Annotated in this window: 15 protein-coding genes; 2 read left to right on the top strand and 13 right to left on the bottom strand. The window is 72.1% G+C overall.

Translation table 11 applies throughout. The features are described 5' to 3' along the window. Positions 1–73 precede the first annotated feature (73 nt). Positions 74–2101: a bifunctional metallophosphatase/5'-nucleotidase gene (locus ABD230_RS10710; RefSeq protein ID WP_344373043.1), complete on the bottom strand. Its 2028-nt coding sequence runs from the start codon at positions 2099–2101 to the stop codon at positions 74–76. 242 nt (positions 2102–2343) lie between these two features. On the opposite strand from ABD230_RS10710, the gene ABD230_RS10705 reads away from it, so the two are divergent. After that, positions 2344–3222, top strand: a complete 879-nt coding sequence (locus tag ABD230_RS10705; protein WP_344373040.1) for an EamA family transporter — start codon at positions 2344–2346, stop codon at positions 3220–3222. 29 nt (positions 3223–3251) lie between these two features. Here ABD230_RS10705 and ABD230_RS10700 read toward each other — a convergent pair whose 3' ends face one another. Together ABD230_RS10700 and ABD230_RS10695 are read right to left on the bottom strand one after the other, a co-directional pair. Further along, positions 3252–5810, bottom strand: coding sequence for a DEAD/DEAH box helicase (locus tag ABD230_RS10700; protein ID WP_344373037.1), 2559 nt, complete (start codon positions 5808–5810; stop codon positions 3252–3254). Further along, positions 5807–6502 carry a TetR/AcrR family transcriptional regulator gene (locus ABD230_RS10695; RefSeq protein WP_344373032.1) on the bottom strand — a complete coding sequence of 232 codons (696 nt, stop codon included), beginning with the start codon at positions 6500–6502 and terminating at the stop codon, positions 5807–5809. Before ABD230_RS10695 ends, ABD230_RS10700 begins: the two co-directional genes overlap by 4 nt. Before the next feature lie 98 nt (positions 6503–6600). Here ABD230_RS10695 and ABD230_RS10690 point away from each other — a divergent pair, with 98 nt between their 5' ends. Further along, positions 6601–6948 (top strand): hypothetical protein, encoded by a 348-nt coding sequence (locus ABD230_RS10690; RefSeq protein ID WP_344373029.1) that lies wholly within the window; start codon positions 6601–6603, stop codon positions 6946–6948. Between the two features lie 219 nt (positions 6949–7167). Here the strand turns inward: ABD230_RS10690 and ABD230_RS10685 are convergent, their stop codons facing one another. The 10 genes from ABD230_RS10685 to ABD230_RS10640 form a co-directional block, all read right to left on the bottom strand. Continuing rightward, on the bottom strand, positions 7168–8199 hold the full coding sequence (locus ABD230_RS10685; RefSeq protein ID WP_344373026.1) for a LacI family DNA-binding transcriptional regulator: 1032 nt from the start codon (positions 8197–8199) through the stop codon (positions 7168–7170). Positions 8200–8239: 40 nt separating this feature from the next. Beyond that, positions 8240–8797 (bottom strand): gluconokinase, encoded by a 558-nt coding sequence (locus ABD230_RS10680; protein ID WP_344373023.1) that lies wholly within the window; start codon positions 8795–8797, stop codon positions 8240–8242. Further along, the gene (manD, locus tag ABD230_RS10675) at positions 8794–10032 is read right to left on the bottom strand and encodes a D-mannonate dehydratase ManD (RefSeq protein ID WP_344373020.1); all 1239 of its coding nucleotides are present in this window, start codon (positions 10030–10032) and stop codon (positions 8794–8796) included. Before manD ends, ABD230_RS10680 begins: the two co-directional genes overlap by 4 nt. A gap of 59 nt (positions 10033–10091) precedes the next feature. Then, complete coding sequence (gene uidB / locus ABD230_RS10670; RefSeq protein WP_344373017.1) at positions 10092–11579, bottom strand: glucuronide transporter; 1488 nt, start codon at positions 11577–11579, stop codon at positions 10092–10094. A 118-nt stretch (positions 11580–11697) separates the two neighbouring features. Then, on the bottom strand, positions 11698–13506 hold the full coding sequence (gene uidA, locus ABD230_RS10665) for a beta-glucuronidase (RefSeq protein WP_344373014.1): 1809 nt from the start codon (positions 13504–13506) through the stop codon (positions 11698–11700). A gap of 41 nt (positions 13507–13547) precedes the next feature. After that, the gene (locus tag ABD230_RS10660) at positions 13548–14894 is read right to left on the bottom strand and encodes a mannitol dehydrogenase family protein (RefSeq protein ID WP_344373011.1); all 1347 of its coding nucleotides are present in this window, start codon (positions 14892–14894) and stop codon (positions 13548–13550) included. A 77-nt stretch (positions 14895–14971) separates the two neighbouring features. After that, a complete protein-coding gene (gene uxaC, locus ABD230_RS10655; protein ID WP_344373007.1) occupies positions 14972–16375 on the bottom strand; it encodes a glucuronate isomerase in 1404 nt (467 codons plus the stop codon). Between the two features lie 90 nt (positions 16376–16465). Then, positions 16466–17218: a DUF1353 domain-containing protein gene (locus tag ABD230_RS10650; RefSeq protein WP_344373004.1), complete on the bottom strand. Its 753-nt coding sequence runs from the start codon at positions 17216–17218 to the stop codon at positions 16466–16468. Positions 17219–17318: 100 nt separating this feature from the next. Beyond that, positions 17319–18239, bottom strand: coding sequence for an AEC family transporter (locus ABD230_RS10645; RefSeq protein ID WP_344373001.1), 921 nt, complete (start codon positions 18237–18239; stop codon positions 17319–17321). Positions 18240–18324: 85 nt separating this feature from the next. After that, positions 18325–19314 carry an aldo/keto reductase gene (locus ABD230_RS10640; protein WP_344372997.1) on the bottom strand — a complete coding sequence of 330 codons (990 nt, stop codon included), beginning with the start codon at positions 19312–19314 and terminating at the stop codon, positions 18325–18327. Positions 19315–19361: the final 47 nt, after the last annotated feature.

Here is a 19361-nt window from a genome sequence, read left to right as displayed (position 1 = left end):
ACCAGCCTAACCGGCCGCCGGGCACGGGAACGGCCCCGGGCATCGCGCCCGGGGCCGTCCTCGTCGCGCCGGCTCAGCTCACGTCGAGCGTGAACCAGCTGGTGGTGCCGGTGGAGGGCACGGTGACGACGAAGGTCGTCGGGCCGCTGGCGCCCGCCGGGACCGAGAAGGTGACACTCGCACGGCCGATCTCGTCGTACGGCCGCTCGAGCGGATCCGCGAAGAACGAGGTGTCGATCGGCGAGCTGCCGAGATCGACGCCCTCGTGGGAGACGACCGCGATGTCGGCGTCGGGCTCGTCGCGCGAGAAGTCGAGCGACGAGAGGTCGACGGTCACCGAGGCGCCCGCCGAGACCGACGTGCCGCCGGGCAGGTGCACGCCGACGGCGCGCTGCTTCAGGTCGGGCGTCGCGGTGCCGAACGTGTCGAACCAGTCGACCATCGACTCGAGGTCGATCTTGCCGCTGTCGGCCTTGTTCAGCCCGTCCGCGAGGGTGGCGAAGTTGTCACCGCCCGAGGCGAGGAACGAGTTCACGCCGACCGAGTAGGTCGCGGCGGGGTCGATCGCCACGCCGTCGAGCCACATGTCGGTGATGTGCGAGCCGGCCGCGGCGGTCGGGTCGTACGTGTACGTGAACTCCTCGTTGACGCCGAGCTTGAGGAACGGGCGGCTGGCGCCGGACGGCTGCCACTGCTCCTCGAGCACCGACTTGATCTGCGCGCCGGTGAGGTCCATCGACACGAGCGTGTTGGCGAACGGCTGCACGGCCGCGGCCTCGGCGTAGGTCACCTCGCCCGACGCCAGGTCGGCGCGCAGGCCGCCCGGGTTCATGAAGGTGATCTGCACGTCGCGCGTGCCGTCGACGTTGAGCGCCCACTCCTGCACGTCGGCGACGAAGTTGCCGAGCACCGACTCGCCTCCGCGATTCTCGGGGAACGAGGTCACGGTCGCCGGATCGACGGTCACCGCGCGGCCGAAGTTCGCGCTCGCGTCGCCGAGCACGACGCTGCCGAGCTCCTTCGCGACCGCGGTCGCCTCGGCGACGATCGGCACGATGGCGGGGTCGGGCGCGTAGAAGTACTCGCGCACGTTGTTCGTGACGACCGACATGTCGTAGATCGTGTTCTTCATCCGGGCGATCTTGCCGCTCTTGACGTTGTACGTGATCTCCATGTTCGAGAACTTCTCGCCGTACTGGCCGCTCGAGATGACGGGGCGACCGTCGATCACGTGGTTGTAGGCGAGGTGCGTGTGGCCCGAGACGATGGCGTCGATGTTGTCGTCGGCGCCGAGCACGATCTGCCCGAACCGCGAGTTCGGGTCGGTGGCGGACTCGACGCTCGTGGTCGCGGCGCCCTCGTGCACGAGCAGCACGACGATGTCGGCCTCGCCGTTCCCCTCGTCGCCGTCGCTGAGCTGGTCGGCGACGCGGTTCGCCGCGTCGACCGGCGCGCCGACGTCGATGCTCGCGATGCCCGCGGGGCTCACAAGCGACGGGAGCTCGTCGGTCACCGCGCCGACGAATCCGATGCGGACGCCGTCGAACTCCTTGACCCAGTACTCGGGGAGCGCCGGGTCCGAGGTGCCCTTGTCGTAGATGTTCGCGCCGAGGTACTCCCAGTCGGCGAGCGGCATGACGCGGTCGGTGAGGTCGGACATGCCCTTGTCGAACTCGTGGTTGCCGACCGAGCTGACGTCGAGGCCGGCCTCGTTGAAGGCGATGATCGTGGGCTCGTCCTGCTGGATGAACGACGTGAACGTCGACGCGCCGATCAGGTCGCCCGCGGCCGCGAAGACGGTGTTCGGGTTCTCGGCGCGCAACTCGTTGACGGCCGTCGAGAGGCGCGCGATGCCGGCGGCCGCGCCGTTCTCCTCGATGCGGCCGTGGAAGTCGTTCACGGTGGCGAGGTTGATGTCGACGAACGCCTTGGCCTTCGCCTGCGGCGGGAGCCCGTCCGGCGGGATCGCCTGTGCGGACGCGACGCCGCCGAGTGCCAGGGCCACGGCCGTGGCGCCCGCGAGGGCGCCGGCCGCCGCGCGACCGCGCGACCGACGATGGGACGTGGCGCGCGGGTCCGCGCCGGGGGAACGTTGCTGCATTGCGTGATCTCCTCTGCAAGACGGATGCGGGAGACCGGCCATGCGCTCCCCCGGCGTCGCACGTGCTCACCTCGGGTTCCAGGCGGGCACTGCTCCGCAGCCTATGGTCCGGTCGCGGCCATCGGAAGGGCCTCGACCCACTCGTCACGTGTCGTTCAACCAGATCGAGCGATTTTGCTCATATGAGCACCGCGATTCGCTCACATGAGCATGCGGACGGCCCGCGGCTAGGCTGATCGCCGATGCTGACCGCGGCCCTCTCGCTCTCCGGCGCGATCGTGTACGGCGCCGCGGACTTCCTCGGCGGGCTCGCGGCTCGACGGGTCGGAACGCTGCTCGCCACCGCGATCGCGGCGGTCGCCGGGCTCCTGCTCATGCTCGCGGCGCTCCCACTGCTCGGCGGCGAGTGGACGCTCGCCGATCTCGGCTGGGGTGCCGTCTCCGGCGTCATCGGCGCCGTCGCGATCGCGCTGCTCTACGCGTGCCTCGCGATCGGCCCGATGAGCATACTGTCGCCCCTCACCGCGCTCATGTCGGCGATCACGCCCATGCTCTGGGGCACCCTCGTGGGCGCGGAGCGCTTCGGACCGCTCGGCGTCTGGGGCCTCGGCCTCGCCCTCGTGGCCGTGGTGCTGGTCGGCTTCGTCCCCGAACGCGGCGCCGTCCGCCCGAGCCTGCGCGGGATCCTCCTCGCGGTCGGCTCGGGCCTCGCGATCGGCGGCTACTACATCGCCATCTCGCACACCGCGGACGAGTCGGGCGTCGTGCCGCTCGTCGCGAACCGCGTCGTCTCCGCGATCGTGCTGTTCGGCGCCGTCGGCGTCGCCATGGTCGCCGCCCGGGTGAGACGGTCCGGATCGCCGACGACACGGCCTCGGGACGGCGTCCGCACCGGCGTCGCCCTCGCGACCGCGTGCGGCCTCGTCGACGCGACCGCGAACGTGCTGCTCCTGCTCGGCATCCGCGCGGGCGACCTCGCCGTGGCCGCCGTCCTCGGTGCCATGTACCCGGCCGGCACCATCCTGCTGGCCGCGATCGTGCTCCGTGAGCGCATCGCACCCGTGCAGTGGGCCGGGCTCGTGCTGGCCCTCGCCGCGGCCGGGCTGCTGGCGATCGCGTAGCGGACGGGCGCCGCCGCCGACGACGGCCGTCAGAGCCGGACGACCTCGCCGATCCTGACGACGGCGGTGCCCTCCTCCGCCGACGCGACGAGGTCGACCTCGCCGCGGATCCGCCAGTCGTGGTGGCCCGCGGGATCGTCGATCACCTGCTCGACGCGCCAGGTGCCGGCCCCGCCATCCGTCTCGTCGATCGTGACCAGCCGCGGCGACCGCGCCGGGCCGCCCGTGAGGATGTCGTCGTGCTCGGCGTAGTACCGGTCGAGCACGTCGGGCCAGCCGACGTCGGGGTCGAGCTCGGCGAGCTCCTCGTCGCGCTCGAGCGCGGCGAGCTGCACCCGGCGGAACAGCTCGTTGCGCACCAGCACGGTGAACGCACGGCGGTTCGTGACGACCGACGGCGGTGCCGGCGGCACGACGGGCGCCTCGTCCTCGGGCAGGTGCGCGCTCGGGTCGACGAGCTCGGCCCACTCGTCGACGAGGCTCGAGTCGACCTGGCGCACGAGCTCGCCGAGCCACTCGATGAGGTCGAGCAGCTCCTCGTCCTTGTGCTCGTCGGGCACCGTCTGCCGGATCGCGCGGAACGCGTCGGAGAGGTAGCGCAGCACGAGGCCCTCGCTGCGCTGCAGCTGGTAGTACGAGACGTACTCGCCGAACGACATGCTCCGCTCGAACATGTCGCGCACGACCGCCTTGGGGCTGAGCTCGAAGTCGCGCACCCACGGCTGGCTCGACGCGAACGTCTCGAACGCGTGCGCGAGCAGCTCGTCGAGCGGCTTCGGCCAGGTGACCTCCTCGAGCAGCGCCATCCGCTCGTCGTACTCGATGCCGTCCGCCTTCATCGCGGCGACGGCCTCGCCGCGGGCCTTGTACTGCTGCTGCGACAGGATCGGGCGCGGGTCGTCGAGCGTCGACTCGATGATCGACACCACGTCGAGGGAGTAGTGGCCCGTCCCCTGCTCGCTCGTCTTCGGATCGAGCAGCTCGATCGCGGCGAGCGCGAACGGCGACAGCGGCTGGTTCAGCGCGAAGTTCGGCTGCAGGTCGACCATGAGCCGCAACTCGACGCCGAGTGCGGCGCCCGGCGCCTCGAGGAGCTCGACGACGTCGGCGTCGCGCAGCGTCCGGAGGATCCCGAGCGCGCGCCGCGCCAGCTCGTAGCGGCGGGCGCGCGGCTCGTGGTTGTCGAAGACGAGCGAACGGATGCCGCCGACGGCGTCGCCGCCGCGCCCGATCACGTTGATGAGCATGGCCGCCGAGAGCGTCAGCTGCGGCACGAGCGGCTCGGGCTCCGCGTCGACGAGGCGGTCGAACGACCCTTCGCCCCACGTGACGAACCCGGCCTGCGGCTTCTTGCGGACGATCTTCTTCAGCTTCTTCGGGTCATCGCCCGCCTTGCGGATCGCGGTCTCGTTCTCGATCTCGTGGTCGGGGGCGAGCACGACGACGGTGCCGGCGGTGTCGTAGCCGGCACGGCCCGCGCGCCCCGCGATCTGGTGGAACTCGCGCGCCGAGAGCTGCCGCATCCGCTGCCCGTCGTACTTGGAGAGCGCGGTGATGAGCACCGACCGGATGGGCACGTTGATGCCGACGCCGAGCGTGTCGGTGCCGCAGATGACGCGCAGCAGGCCGCGCTGGGCGAGCGTCTCGACCAGCCGCCGGTATCGGGGCAGCATGCCCGCGTGGTGCACGCCGATGCCCGCGCGGACCAGGCGCGAGAGGATCTTGCCGAACCCGGTCGTGAAGCGGAAGCCGCCGATCGCCTCGGCGATCTCGTCGCGCTGCTCGCGCGTGACGACCCGGATCGACGAGAGCGCCTGGGCGCGCTCCATCGCCGCGGCCTGCGAGAAGTGCACGATGTAGACGGGCGCCTGCCTCGTCTCGAGGAGGTCCTCCACGGTCTCCTGCACGGGCGTCTTCGCGTACGAGAAGTGCAGCGGCACGGGGCGCTCGACGCCGGTCACGCGCGCGGTCTCGCGGCCGGTGCGACGGGTCAGGTCGTCGGCGATCGCGGTCACGTCGCCGAGCGTGGCCGACATGAGCACGAACTGGGCGTGCGGCAGCGTGATGAGCGGCACCTGCCAGGCCCAGCCGCGGTCGGGGTCGCCGTAGTAGTGGAACTCGTCCATGACGACCTGGTCGACCGCGGCATCCGCCCCCTGCCGCAGGGCGAGGTTCGCGAGGATCTCGGCCGTGCAGCAGATGATGGGCGCGTCGGCGTTGACCGAGCTGTCACCCGTGACCATGCCCACGTTCTGGGCGCCGAAGATCTCGACGAGCTGGAAGAACTTCTCGCTCACGAGCGCCTTGATCGGCGCCGTGTAGTAGGTGCGCCCCCAGGGCCGGCCCGCCTCGCGGTCGGCGGCGGTGCGGGCGACGGATGCCGCGTGCGCCGCGACCGCGACGAGGGACTTGCCCGTGCCGGTGGGCGTCGAGAGGATCACGTTCGCGCCGGAGACGAGCTCGATGACCGCCTCCTCCTGCGCGGGGTAGAGCGCGAACCCGCGCCCGGCCGCCCAGTCGACGAAGGCGTCGTACATCGCGTCGGCGTCGTAGGGGCGCGGCGCCGCCTCGGGGAGCGTGGGGGTCATCCGTCCGAGTCTGCCGCATCGTCGCCGGACGCGCTCGCGCGAGCCGGCGCCCGGTCGCCCGTCGCGGCGTGGGCTGCGGCATCCGCCAGCGCCGCCTCCGCGAGCGCGACCGCGCTGCGCTCGAGCACGGCGCGGCGGCCGGCGATACGCGTCGGACGGTCGGCGCCCGGGTCGGCCGCGGTGCGATCGGCCCCGGTCACGAACTGGCGGTCGAGCTGCGCGATCACGGGCCACGCGTTGACGAGGCTGACGATCGACAGCAGCAGCTCGCCCGCGGCGTCGCGGTCGATGCCGGGCAGCATCGCCTGGAACGTCGCGATCTTCGCCTCGTGGTACTCCTTGCGCGCGTCGGCGACCGCGTCGTCGCCGAGCTCGAGGCCCTCCCAGAAGATGAGGCGCGGGATGGTCTCATCGGCGAGGTGGTGCGTGAACAGGCGCCCGGCGTAGTCGCCGACCGCCTCGGGACCGGTGCCGAGCATGGGCACCTCGTCGATGAGGTCGCGCAGCCGCGTGGCCAGGACGGTCGCGAACAACTCGTCCTTCTTGCCGAAGTACTGGTAGATGCGCTCCTTGTTCACCCCTGCGGATGCCGCGATGCGGTCGACGCGGGCACCGGCGAGACCGTGGCGGCTGAACTCCTCCGTCGCGGCGTCGAGCAGGAGCCGCTTCGTGCGGTCGGTGTCCCAGGCCATGCCGACATCCTACGGATTCCAACTGGGTGGTTGCGGAATTTCCGACGACATGCTGAAGTTACAACCAACCAGTTGGTTTTTATCTGGAAGGCCGTCGCATGACCTCGAACACGCACACCCTCGCCGCGCCCGCCCCGGCCGCATCCGGCACGCCGGATGCCACGACCGCCGCGCCCGCGTCCGTCGCCGCGCCCGCGTCCGTCGCCGCGCCCGCGACCGTGGCTCCGGCGGCGCCGCCGTCGGTGCACGTCCGCGCCGTGATCACCTGGCTCGCGATCTTCCCGCTCGTCTCGATCGGGATGATGCTGCTCGGGCCGCTCGTCGAGCCGTGGCACCCGGTGCTGCGCGCGCTCGTCCTCACGCTGCTCGTCGTGCCGCTCGCCGTCTACCTGGTGGTGCCGCAACTGCTCCGCGCGCACGGCCGCCTGCGGTGGCGCCGGCGCTGATCCGACTCGGCCGCGCGGGCCCGGCACCGCCCGGACAAGGGGGGAGCCGGCCCGCGCTCCCCGTTCGGGTCGGGTTCCAGCGCGGCCGGCTCTCCGGTCGGCACCTGCGGAGACAGTTCCCCCTGCATGCCCGCGGTGCGCGACCACTGGCAACGCTACGGACGCCCAGCCGGCCGGGCATCAGGGGAAACCCTGAACACGGCAGAACTCGGAGGCCGGTCAGCCGACCGGAGGCGCGGTCGACCCGCGCACGACGAGCTCCGTACCGAGGAGCTGCTCCCCCGCGGCATCCGCCTCCTGGCCGTCGATGCGACGGAGCAGCCGCTCCACCGCGAGTTCGCCGGCCAGCACCAGCGGGGCCCGCACCGTCGTCAGTGCCGGCGAGATGAGCTCGCTGCCGAAGATGTCGTCGAAGCCGGCGACGCTCACCGCATCGGGCACGACGACGCCGTTGCGCGACGCCTCCTGCATGAACCCGATCGCCATGAGGTCGTTGAAGGCGAGCACCGCCGTGGCACGCGACGCGAGCGCGCGGCGGTACGCGGCGACCCCGCCGTCGATCGTGGGCGGGTTCGGGCCGATCTCGACGAGCCCGAGGTCGCGACGTTCCGCCTCATCGAGGAGCGCCTCCCATCGACGCTCGCTGACCCACGACGTCGCCGGTCCCGAGAGGTAGGCGAGGGAGCGGTGCCCCAGCTCCGTGAGGTGCCCCACCAGTTCGCGCACGCCCGTCGCGATATCGGGCAGCACGCTCGACACGCCCTCGACGGCGCGGTTGATCAGGACCACGGGGGTGCGCCCCGCGATGGCGGCGATGCGCTCCGACGGCAGTCGGGTCGTGGCGAGCACGATGCCGTCGACGCCGGGCATCAGCCGGTCGACGACCGTGCCCTCCGCCTCGCCGGACTCCTGCGACTCCGCTACGACGAGCGTGTAGCCCGCAGCGCTCGCCGCCTGCTCGGCGCCGCGAACGATGCCGAAGATGACCGGGTTGGTGATGTCGGCCACCAGCAGCGCGATGGTGTTGGTCCGGCCGGTCGGCAGCGCCCGCGCCATCGGGTTCATCCGGAACTGCAGCCGCTCGGCGGCCGCACGGACGCGTTCCTCGGTGGCCCGGCTCACGCGCCCGGGCTTGCCGAGCGCGCGCGACACGGTCGACGGATTGACCCCCGCCAGCTCGGCGACGTCGTAGATGGTCGCGGCGCCACGGGGACGGCGACGTGCGCCGTTCGCGTCCTCCCGGTCGTTCACGTCGCCTCCGCTCGCATCCCGCGATCGTATCGGCCGGATGTCACGCGGTGAGCCACGCCACGGCGGCGTCGACCGTCGCGTCGACCGGCGCATCGGCGTCGACCGCGATCCCCGGCTCGTCCTCGTCGAGACGCTCGAGCGCGGCGAGCTGCGAGGCGAGCAGCGAGGGCGGCATGAAGTGGCCCTCGCGGGTGGACGCCCGTTCCGCCAGGGCGGCCTCATCGACGTCGAGGTGCACGAACCGAGTGCCCGGCGCCGCGCGCAGGATCCGGTCGCGGTACGCCCGCCGCAGCGCCGAGCAGGCGACGACGATCCCGGCGGCCTCGGATTCCGACCCCTCGGCGAGGGTCTCGCCCACGCGATCGAGCCATGGCGCGCGGTCGTCGTCGTCCAGGGCGATGCCGGCTCGCATCTTCTCGACGTTCGCGGCGGGATGGAGCGCGTCGCCGTCGACGAACGGCACGCCGAGCCGGTCCGCCAGCGCGTGGCCGACCGTGGACTTGCCGGACGCCGACACGCCCATCACGACGACGGGACCGACGGCCCGGACGACCCCGTCGTCGTCCGCACCGCCGGTCGTTGGGTGGCCCGCGTTCACCAGTCGTGCACCGTTCCGTCGGCGAGTCGGTTGAACGGCAGGTAGGCCTGCTCGTACGGGTACCTCCCCGCCTCGTCGAGGTCCAGCTCGACACCGAGGCCGGCCTGGTCGCCGGGGTGCAGGTAGCCGTCGTTCCACGTGAACGACTGCTGGAAGACCTCGTTCGTGCGTGAGCCGTGCTGCATGTACTCCTGGATGCCGAAGTTGTGGATGGCGAGCCCGAGGTGCATCGCGGCGGCCATGCCGACCGGCGAGACGTCCGTCGGCCCGTGCATGCCCGACTTGATCTGGTACTGGCTCGCGTAGTCCAGCACCTTCTTCAGGTGGGTGATGCCGCCCGTGTGGGTGACGGCGGAACGCACGTAGTCGATGAGCTGCTCCCGGATGACCTGCTGATAGTCCCACACCGTGTTGAAGATCTCGCCGATCGCGAGCGGCGTCGTCGTGTGCTGGCGCACGAGCCGGAGCGCCTCCTGGTTCTCGGCCGGCGTGCAGTCCTCGAGCCAGAACAGGTCGTAGGGCTCGAGGGACTTCCCGAGCTTCGCGGCCTGGATCGGCGTCAGCCGGTGGTGCGCGTCGTGCAGCAGCGGAAGCTCCGGCCCGAACTCGTTGCGGACCGCCTCGAACACGCCGGGGATGTGCCGGAGGTAGGCGCGCGTGTCCCAGTCCTCCTCGGTCGGCAGGGCGCCACGGCGCGCGGGCTCGTGGTCGTAGCGGGCCTCGCCGCCGCCCGCGTCGGCGGACTGCGACGCGATGCCGTAGATCGCCTTGAGCCCCGGGACGCCGGTCTGCACCCGGATCGAACGGTAGCCCTGCTCCTGGTGTTGGCGGATCGAGTCGAAGAGCTCCTCGTTCGTCTTGCCGGAGGCGTGGCCGTATGCCATCAGGCCGTTCCGGCTGGCGCCGCCGAGCAGCTGGTACACCGGCATGCCGGCGGCCTTGCCCTTGATGTCCCACAGCGCCATGTCGACCGCGGCGATCGCGGCCATCGTGACCGGGCCGCGACGCCAGTAGGCGCCCCGGTAGAGGAACTGCCACGTGTCCTCGATCCGGCTCGCGTCTCGCCCGATGAGCAGCGGCACGACGTGGTCGCGCAGGTAGCTCACCACCGCGAGCTCGCGGCCGTTGAGCGTGGCGTCGCCGAGGCCGGTGTGCCCCTCGTCGGTCGTGAGCTTCAACGTCACGAAGTTGCGGTCGGGGCTGGTGACGACGACCTCTGCCTTGTCGATGATCATGGGGTACCTCCTGTGAGTGGCGGGGCGGGCGCGCGTCCCGGCGCGCCCGGCCCGCACGATTACCTGCGGATGCGCCTCGGAGTGCGCGGGACCTCGTCGGACGAGAAGGCCGCGGTGGAGAGCGACACCTGGTCGTCGACGTCGGCGGGGGTGACGGTCTCGCCCAGCTCCTCGGAGCGCTTCTGCGCGATCTCGGCGACCAGTTCGGCGTGGACCTCGTCCGTCAGCGGATAGAAGAGCATGATGAGGCCGGCGCCGAGGACGCAGATCGCGGGGATGAGCGCGGCGCCGATGCGGATGCCCCACTCGGCCGACGTCCCGACGACCTCCGTGCCGACGGCGTAGCCGCCGATGCCGATCGCGTACGCCGCGAGCGCGCCGCCGACCGCCTGTCCGGCCTTCCGGGTGAACGAGAACACCGCGTAGGTGATGCCCTCGGTGCGCACCCCCGTCTTCCACTCGCCGTACTCGACGGTGTCGGCCTCGAGCGCCCAGATGAGCATCGAGACGAACATGATCCCGGGCAGCTGGATGAAGCTGCCGCCCAGCGCGACCCATGCGTTCGGCGCCAGGAAGACGACCGTGGCCCCGGCCGCGCCGACGATCGCACCGGCGATGTAGGCGCGGCGCTTGCCGAAGCGGCGCACCACCATGGGCACGAACGGCGCGATGACGAAGATCAGCGCGAGCTGTGCGAGCGAGATGATCGGCACGAGGTAGAGCGCATCGAAGACGTCGCGCATCAGGTAGATGTTCGCCGTCGTCGACGAGATCATGCCGGAGAGCAGGAGCAGCGAGCTGATGCAGAGCATGAGCAGCGGTCGGTTGCCCTTGAGGGTCGCGAGCGACTGCCGCATGCTGACCCGCGGAACGGCGCGGAACACGCGCTCCTTGGTCGTGAAGAACGTGAAGACGTAGAGCGCGACGCCGACGAAGAAGAACGCGATGGTCACCGTGGTGAAGATGCGCTGCAGGTCGTTCTCGGGCGAGAGCAGGGGCGAGATGACCGCGCCGAGGACGGCGCCCGTGATCGCGGCGCCCATCGTCCGGAAGGTCGCGAGTCGCGCGCGCTCCGCGGGCACCTGGGTCATCGCGGCGGCGAGCGAGCCGTAGGGGATGTTCACCAGGGTGTAGGCGATGCCGAGGAGCCCATACGTGAGGTACGCGTACAGCAGCATGCCCGTCTCGCCGATCTGCGGCACGTGGAAGGTCGCGATCGAGAGGAGGAGCAGCGGGACCGAGCCGAAGAGGATGTACGGGCGGAACTTGCCCCACCGCTTGGTGTACGTCCTGTCGACCAGGCGGCCCGCGATGAGGTCGGTGAACGCGTCGAAGATGCGCAGCACGAGGAACAGCGTTCCGACCGCTGCCGCGGAGAGGCCCGCGACGTCCGTGTAGTACACGAGCAGGAACATCGACGCCAGGGTGAACGAGAGGTTGTTCGCCATGTCGCCCGCGCCGTACCCGAGATAGCTGATCCTCGGCAGCTTGGGCAGCTGCTGCGGCGTGGTGGCCGCGCCCTCCTGGGCGCGTTCGGTGGTGGTCATCCGTGGCTCCTTTGCCGATCGGTGGTGGTGCATGCGAGTGCGGATTCTGGCTGGTGCGTGGGTCGTGCAGGGTGCGGTGGGAGCCGGACCGGCGGCGGGGCCGCCGGTCCGGGCGGGATCAGGCCGTTCGGCCGTCGCGGAGGGCGGTCCAGCGCGCGCGCAGCGAGTGCGCGACGGCCTTCGGCCGCCGGTCGCGGCTGAAGACGCCCTTCTTGTTGCCGTCGACGCGGAAGATGCCGACGGAGGTCTGGAAGTCGGCGAAGTTCCACACCTGCTCGCCGACCATCGCGTCGACGCGGTCGAACACGCGGTGGTACATGTCGAGCAGGTTCGCCTGGAACTCCTCGGTCCACGGCTGGTCCCAGACGGAGTGCAGGCCGGGGATCGTGTCGGCGCCGTACTCGGTCATGATCATGGGCTTGCCGTACATCTGCTCCCAGCCGCGGAGCTCGGCCTCGAGGTGGACCTCCGCGGTCGCGAGGTCGCCGGTGTCGACGTACCAGCCGTAGTAGCGGTTGAGGCAGAGCACGTCGGCGAACTTCGAGACGCGGCAGACGTCCGGCGGCGCCATCATGACGTTGACGAACGTCACGGGCCGGGTCGGGTCGAGCTCGCGCGCGTAGTCGAACAGCGGCTCGAAGTAGACATCGGTGCCCTCGGCCATCGTGTCGGGCTCGTTCGCGATCGACCACATGACGACCGACGGGTGGTTCTTGTCTCGGGCGATGAGCTCGCGGATCTCGCGGCGGTGCGCCTCGGCCATCTTCGGCCCGAAGCCCTCCTCGCCGCCGCCCCCGCCGAATGCGGACATGAGGTCGGCGATGCCGCCCGAGATGCGGCTGTTCAGGCCCACGGCGGCGGTCTCGTCGATCACGACGATGCCATGGCGGTCGGCGTAGTCCATGACCTCTTCGGCGTACGGGTAGTGCGAGGTGCGGAACGAGTTGGCGCCGATCCAGTCGATGAGCTCGAAGTCGTGCACGAGGTAGGCGTCGTCGTGGCCCTTGCCGCGCACGGCGGAGTCCTCGTGCTTGCCGAAGCCGGTGAAGTAGAACGGCTCGCCGTTGATGAGGAACCGGTCCTCCCGCACCTCGACGGTGCGGACGCCCACGTGCAGCGAGTACTCGTCGACGACGACGTCGCCGTCGCCGTCGCCGTCGCCGTCGACCAGCTCGATGGAGAGGTCGTAGAGGTAGGCGGCGCCCGGCTGCCACAGGTGCACGTCGGCCACCTCGAGCACACCCTCGGCCCCGGTGGCGGTCGCCGCGACCTCCCCCTGCTCGTCGCGCAGCGTCACCCGCGCCTCGGCGTCGCCGGACGTCTCGACGGCGTAGCGCACCAGGCCGGTGGCTCCGTCGACGTCGGTCACGACCGTGACATCCGTCACCCGCGTCGCGGGCGCGCTGTAGAGCTGCACCGAGCGATGGAGGCCGGCGTAGTTGTAGAAGTCGTGCATGTAGCCCTGCTGCTTCCGACCTCCCGGCAGCTCCTTGACGAGGCCGGGCGGGATCGTGTCGGGCGTGAGCACGTTGTTCACGCCGACGGTGAGCCGGAACTCGGCCCCGGGTGCGACGTGCTCTGTGATGTCGGCCTCGAACGGCAGGTACCCGCCCTCGTGCCGGACGACCTCGACGTCGTCGACGTACACGACGCCCTCGTGCGTGGCCGCGTCGAGGCGGATGAACACCCGCTCGCCCGCCCAGCCGCGCGGCACGCGAACGGTGCGCTGGTACCAGGCCCACCCGACGTGGTCGCGGATCGCGCTGTCGGTGAACAGGTCGTTGTAGCTGGCGGGAACGGGCGCTTCGAGCGTCGTCGTGAGCGGGCCCGCCCACGGCTCGGCGAGGTCGCCGGTGTCGACGGCGAACTTCCACAGGCCGTTCAGCGAGACGAGCTCGCGGGTGGCGGTGGCCTTGGGCTTCAGCATGGGGTGGTCCTGCTTTCTGCGCGTCGGTGCGCGATCGGGGTTCAGGCGAGCGGCGCGGCGTGCGCCGTCTCGGAGTCGGATGGTTCGGTGCGTGCGGCACGCACCAGATCGAGGAAGGCCGGGGATGCCGCGAGCGGCGCGGACACGAGGGCGACGAGGGCCGCGGTCGGGTCGGCGGATGCCGCGGCACGGGCGACCTCCTCGCCTCGTGCGTCCGGGGCCTCCGGACGGCCGCCGTGCGCGAGCACCCAGTCGATCCAGGCGGCGATCGCACGGGCGCTCTCCTCGGGCATCCGACCGGCGGCGAGCGTGCGCTCGGCGACCGCCGCGAAGCGGAACTGCACCTTCACGGTCGCCTCGGCGGCGATCTGGGCGAGCCGGTGCTCGATCCGCGGGTTCTCGAAGCGCTCGAGCAGCCGTTCGCGGTACCGGACGTGCTCGACGCCTGCCGGGAGCACGTCGACGGCCTCGGCCCAGAACGCCTCGACGGCGATGCGGCACGCGGGATCCGCGGTCGCCTCGGCGACCGTCTCGATGCCGCGGACGAGCCCGGCGAAGGCGAGCAGGCTGTGGGCGCCGTTGAGGAGCCAGAGCTTGCGGTGCTCCCAGGGTTCGATGTCGTCGACGAACCGGGCGCCGCCGGCCTCCCACTGCGGTCGGCCGGCAGGGAACCCTCCCTCGAGCACCCAGTCGGCGAACGGCTCGGTGACGACCGGGGCCGCGTCGGACCAGCCGGCGGCCTCGAGTTCGGCCGGGTCGACGGCCACGTGCGGGGTGATGCGGTCGACCGAGGTGCTGACGAAGGAGACCGCGTCGCGCATCCACTCCGCCAGGGCGGGATCGACCTGCTCGGCGATCGCGAGCGCTCCGGCCCGCAGGAACGTGCCGTTGCCGGGGATGTTGTCGCACGAGACGACCGCGATCGGTCCGGCGCCGGCGAGCCGCCGGGCATCGAGGGCGAGGAGCAGTCGGCCGACCGCGGTCTGCGGCGACCGCGGCACGGCGTCCGACCGCAGCTCCACCACGTCGGCGGCGAGCGGCGCGTCGTCGGGGTCCGGCGTCCCGTCCGGCCGGAGGCGGTAGCCGCTCTCGGTCACGGTGAGCGTGATCACGGCGACGCGCGGGTCTGCGGCGAGCTCGGCGAGGCGGACGACGTCGCTGCCCGGGCGTGCCTCCGCGATGCTGGAGACGACCTCGAGCCGGTCGCCGTCGGCGTCGCGCTCGACCAGGGTGAACAGGCCGTCCTGGTCCTCGAGCGCGTCGGCCAGGGCAGTGCTGCGACCGGTGAAGGCGGCGATGCCCCAGTCGGCCCCGTCGGCGGCATGCGCGGTGTACCAGGCCTGGTGCGCGCGGAAGAAGTGCCCGATGCCGAGGTGGATGATGCGCACGGGTGGGCGCGGTGCGCCGCCGCGAGCGAGCCGGGGGGCCGCTGCCGTCGCGCGCCGTGCCGTGTCGGTCGCGACGTTCACAGCTTGAACACCTCCCGCGGGATCGCGTCGACGAGGTCGGCCGCGATGCGATGGGCGGTCGGCAACGCCACGCGGCCCTCGGCGACGAGGCGCCCGAGGAAGGCCGCGTCGGTCCGGCGGGCCGCGTCGTGGCGGGCGGGGATCGAGAGGAAGGCGCGGGTGTCGTCGATGAACCCGCTCGTGCGGTAGAAGCCGGCGGTCTCGGTGACGGCGGAGCGGAAGCGCAGGATCGCGTCCGGGGCGTCGAGGAACCACCACGGGGCGCCCACGTACACGCTCGGGTAGAAGCCCGCGAGCGGGGCGAGCTCGCGCGAGTAGACCGTCTCGTCGACGGCGAACAGCACGAGGTGGAACCCGGGCTCCATGCCGAAGCGCTCGAGCAGCGGTCGCAGGTTCTCGGTGTACTCGGTGCGCACGGGGATGTCGTGGCCGCGGTCGGGGCCGTAGGCGCGGAAGGTCTCGGTGTGGTGGTTGCGGCGGACGCCGGGGTGCACCGTCATCACGAGCCCGTCCTCGACGCTCATGCGCGCCATCTGGAAGAGCATGTGCGCCCGGAACGCCCGCGCACCGGCGGGGTCGAGCCGGCCGGCGATCGCCGCGGCGAAGAGGCGCTCGGCCTCCGCCGGGTCGAGGTCGAGGGCCGCCGGCTCGAGCACGCCGTGGTCGGCGGAGACCGCGCCGTGCTCGACGAAGTGGGCGCGACGCCCGGACAGCGCGGCGAGGTAGCCCGCGAACCCGGTCGACCGGCCCGACTCGGCGAGCAGGCGCTGGACGCGATCGGTGAAGCCGTCGGCCTCGGGGTCGAGGTACGCGTCCGGCCGGAACGTCGGCAGCACCCGCCCCGGGAAGGCCGGGTCGGCTGCGAGGGCGCGGTGAGCGGCGAGGTCGTCGAGGGGGTCGTCGGTCGTGGCGAGCACCTCGATCCGGAAGCGCCGGAACAGCTCGCGCGGCGTGAACGCCGGCTCGGCGAGCGTCACGGCGATGCGGTCGTAGATGCGGTCGGCGTTCTCGGGCGCGAGATCCTCGTCGACGCCGAACAGCTCGGCGAGCTCGTGGCGGATCCAGTAGGCCGACGCGGTGCCGGCGAATCGGTGCCAGTGGGCGGCGAGGCGGCGCCACACCTCCCGCGGGTCGGCAGGGCGGACCGGATCGAGCCCGAGCTCGGCAAATTGGCAACCGGATGCCACGAGCAGCCGAGTCACGTAGTGATCGTGGGTCACGAGCAGGTCGGTCGGGTCCGCGAACGGGCGGTCCGTCGCGAGGAGCGCGGGGTCGACGTGCCCGTGGGGAGAGAGGATCGGCGCCTCGGCGATGCCCGCGTAGAGCTCGCGGGCCAGCTCCCTGGTGTGCGGTTCGGCCGGGAACAGTCGGTCCTCGCCCAGTGATGTCGTCGTCGGCATGTCGTCAAGTGTGCAGGTTTGGCAACCGGTTGTCAAGCGCGCCGACGATCATTGGAGCCGGCACGTCCCTCCGGCCGCGCGGGTGCCGTGTCAGCCGGCGCGCTCGTCCGGCTCGGGCGCGACGGTCGGGCGCACGACCGAGCGCACGTTCCCCCCGGCGAGGAGCTCGACCACGGCCTCGACGAGCCGGAACACCCCGACCGCGAGCAGCTGCACCGCGAGCACCGGACCGAGCAGGGCGAGCGGGTACGTGAGTGCGACGACGAGCCGGGCCAGCCCGCCCCAGGCGAGCGCGGCGAGCGCGGGCACGGGGAGCAGCAGCAGCCACGCCGGGCCCGCGAGGATCGCGAGCACGATCGACGCCACGATCGCGACCACGCCGAGCGCGACCTGCGCGAGCAGGAGCCACCCACGCCATCCGCCGTAGGTGCGCTCGCGGTCGGCCGACACCCACGCCCACATCAGGCGGGCGCGGAGCACGGGAACCCCCTGCTCGCGCAGCGCCCGGTGGAACACGTCGTCGTCCTCACGGCGCTGCGCCAGTGCGGCGTCGCGATCGCCGAGCGCCGCCGCACTCAGCGACTGCGCGTCGTGGAGCACCGCGGGCGCGGACTGCCGACCGTAGCTCGCGATGAGCCCCCAGAGCGGAGTCGGCACCGACGCCAGGTCGGTGATGCCCGACGGCGGCGGCGCCTCCCCCGCTGCGGGCGCCCGGTAGCGGCGGCCGCTCGGGTCGTCGACGTAGACGACCGGTGCGCGCAGCGCGAACCGGTAGCCGTCGGCCGGCCGCTGGGCCAGCGGGAGCTCGTCGAGCGGGGCGCCGTCCTCGCGCAGGAAGGGCATTCGGGTCTCCTCGCCTGAAGTGCGTGCGACCATCCTGCCGCGTCCGGCCGTCACGGGGGAACCGCGGCGAGCGGCGAGCGGCGAGGCAGCGGTGCCGCGATCAGCCCAGCAGCACCGAGACCAGCAGCAGCACCGGCACCGATCCGACCGTCGTGAGGAACACCGTGTCCCGGGCCACCAGCTCGGCGGTCTGGTAGCGCTGGGCGAACACGAACACGTTCTGCGCGGTCGGCAGCGCCGCAAGCACCGTGACCGCGTACAGGTCGCGGCCCGACAGGCCGAACACGAACGCGCCCAGCGCCCACGCGACGAGGGGCATCGCGGCGAGCTTCAGGGTCGACGCCAGCACCACGTCGCGCAGGCCCGACCCCGGTTCGAACATCCGCTGGCCGTGCAACGAGATCCCGTAGGCGATGAGCATGAGCGGCACGGCCGCGTGGCCGACCAGCTCGATGGGGTCCATCACGATCGGCGGCAGCTCGACGCCCGAGACGGAGACCAGCACGCCGAGCAGCGAGCCGATGATGATCGGGTTCGTGAACGTCGAGCGGAGGATCGCGCCGACCGACGTCCGGCCCTCGACGGTCGCGCCGAGCACCGCGAGCGCGACGGGCGCGAAGAGGAGCAGCTGCAGCAGCACGATCGGCGCCGAGTAGGCGGCATCGCCGAGCAGGTAGAGCGCGATCGGGATGCCGATGTTGTTGCCGTTGACGTACCCGCTCGCGAGGGCGCCGACCGTGGTGCGGGGCACCCCGCGACGCAGGATCGCCGACGAGACGATCGCGAACACCAGCATCACCGAGACCGCGGCGAGCGCGGACACCGGCAGGAGCGCGGAGAACAGGGCGTGCACGTCGGCCGTCGAGAGCACCGAGAAGAGCAGGAACGGACCGAGGATGCTGAAGTTCAGCCGCGCCAGCACGGGCCGCGCCTCCGGTCCCACCACGCCCGTGCGAGCCGCGACCCAGCCGACGAGCACCGCGACCGCGATGACCGCGAACCCCGTCAGGATGTCGATCACGCGTCACCGCCCGCGGACGCGACGACGGGGTCCGCGTCGAGCCTCCGGGCCGAACCGGGCCGCCGGTCCACGGCGCCCCGGCCGGTCACCAGCGGTGGTGCACCGAGGCGCGGATCTCGCGGTCGTACAGGTCGCGCACCGCCGCGTCGAACGAGTCCGGCAGCTCGAGCGACCCCGCGGCCGCGTTCGCCCGCGCCTGCTCGGGATTGCGTGCACCGGGGATCACGGTCGACACGCCCTCCTGGCCGGCGACCCAGGCGAGGGCGACCTGCGCCGGCGTGGCAGCCGGTGCCGCCTGACGGGCGAGTTCGACGAACTCGGCCGCCGCGCGGACGCCCGTCGGGTAGTCGACGCCCGAGAACGTCTCGCCGACGTCGAACGCCTCGCCGTGCCGGTTGTAGCTGCGGTGGTCGTCCGCCGCGAACTGCGTCTCGAGCGTGTAGCGGCCCGAGAGGAGCCCGCTCGCGAGCGGGACGCGCGCGATGATGCCCACGCCGTACTGGCGCGCCACCGGGAGCACCTCGTCGACGGGCTTCAGCCGGAACGCGTTGAGGATGATCTGCACCGTCGCGACGTTCGGCCGGGCGATGGCCGCCAGCGCCTCGTCGACGCGCTCGACGCTCACGCCGTACGCGGCGATCGCACCCTCGGCCACCAGCGTGTCCAGCGCGTCGTACACCGCATCGTCCGAGAACACCGAGGTCGGCGGGCAGTGCAGCTGCACGAGGTCGAGGGTGTCGACCCCGAGGTTGCGCCGCGACCGGTCCGTCCAGGCGCGGAAGTGCTCGAGCACGTAGTTGCCGTGCTCCTGCGGCATCCGTCGGCCCATCTTCGTCGCGACGGTGACGCCGGCGCCCGGGTTCGCCGCGAGCCAGCGACCGATGAGCGACTCGGACCGCCCGTCGCCGTAGACGTCGGCGGTGTCGAACACCGTGACTCCGGCCCCGTGCGACGCGTCGAGCACGGCGAGGGCGTCGCCCTCGTCGACCTCGCCCCAGTCGGCCCCGAGCTGCCAGGTGCCGAGGCCGATGGCCGAGACGGTGCGGCCGGTCCGGCCGAGAACGCGGGTCTGCATCAGGTGGTCCTTCCGGGCGGATGTCTCGTCCGAGCCTATCCCCGGGG

The sequence above is a fragment of the Agromyces tropicus genome (assembly GCF_039531345.1).
GTDB classification, from domain to species: Bacteria; Actinomycetota; Actinomycetes; order Actinomycetales; family Microbacteriaceae; genus Agromyces; species Agromyces tropicus.
This window is presented reverse-complemented; position numbering and strand designations above follow the sequence as displayed.

Coding starts and splice junctions, on each gene's coding strand:
- uidB (WP_344373017.1), bottom strand. CDS start 11,579: ATGACCACCACCGAACGCGCCCAGGAGGGCGCGGCCACCACGCCGCAG.
- uxaC (WP_344373007.1), bottom strand. CDS start 16,375: ATGCCGACGACGACATCACTGGGCGAGGACCGACTGTTCCCGGCCGAA.
- ABD230_RS10690 (WP_344373029.1), top strand. CDS start 6,601: ATGACCTCGAACACGCACACCCTCGCCGCGCCCGCCCCGGCCGCATCC.
- ABD230_RS10695 (WP_344373032.1), bottom strand. CDS start 6,502: ATGGCCTGGGACACCGACCGCACGAAGCGGCTCCTGCTCGACGCCGCG.
- ABD230_RS10700 (WP_344373037.1), bottom strand. CDS start 5,810: ATGACCCCCACGCTCCCCGAGGCGGCGCCGCGCCCCTACGACGCCGAC.
- ABD230_RS10640 (WP_344372997.1), bottom strand. CDS start 19,314: ATGCAGACCCGCGTTCTCGGCCGGACCGGCCGCACCGTCTCGGCCATC.
- uidA (WP_344373014.1), bottom strand. CDS start 13,506: ATGCTGAAGCCCAAGGCCACCGCCACCCGCGAGCTCGTCTCGCTGAAC.
- manD (WP_344373020.1), bottom strand. CDS start 10,032: ATGATCATCGACAAGGCAGAGGTCGTCGTCACCAGCCCCGACCGCAAC.
- ABD230_RS10650 (WP_344373004.1), bottom strand. CDS start 17,218: ATGCCCTTCCTGCGCGAGGACGGCGCCCCGCTCGACGAGCTCCCGCTG.
- ABD230_RS10710 (WP_344373043.1), bottom strand. CDS start 2,101: ATGCAGCAACGTTCCCCCGGCGCGGACCCGCGCGCCACGTCCCATCGT.
- ABD230_RS10705 (WP_344373040.1), top strand. CDS start 2,344: ATGCTGACCGCGGCCCTCTCGCTCTCCGGCGCGATCGTGTACGGCGCC.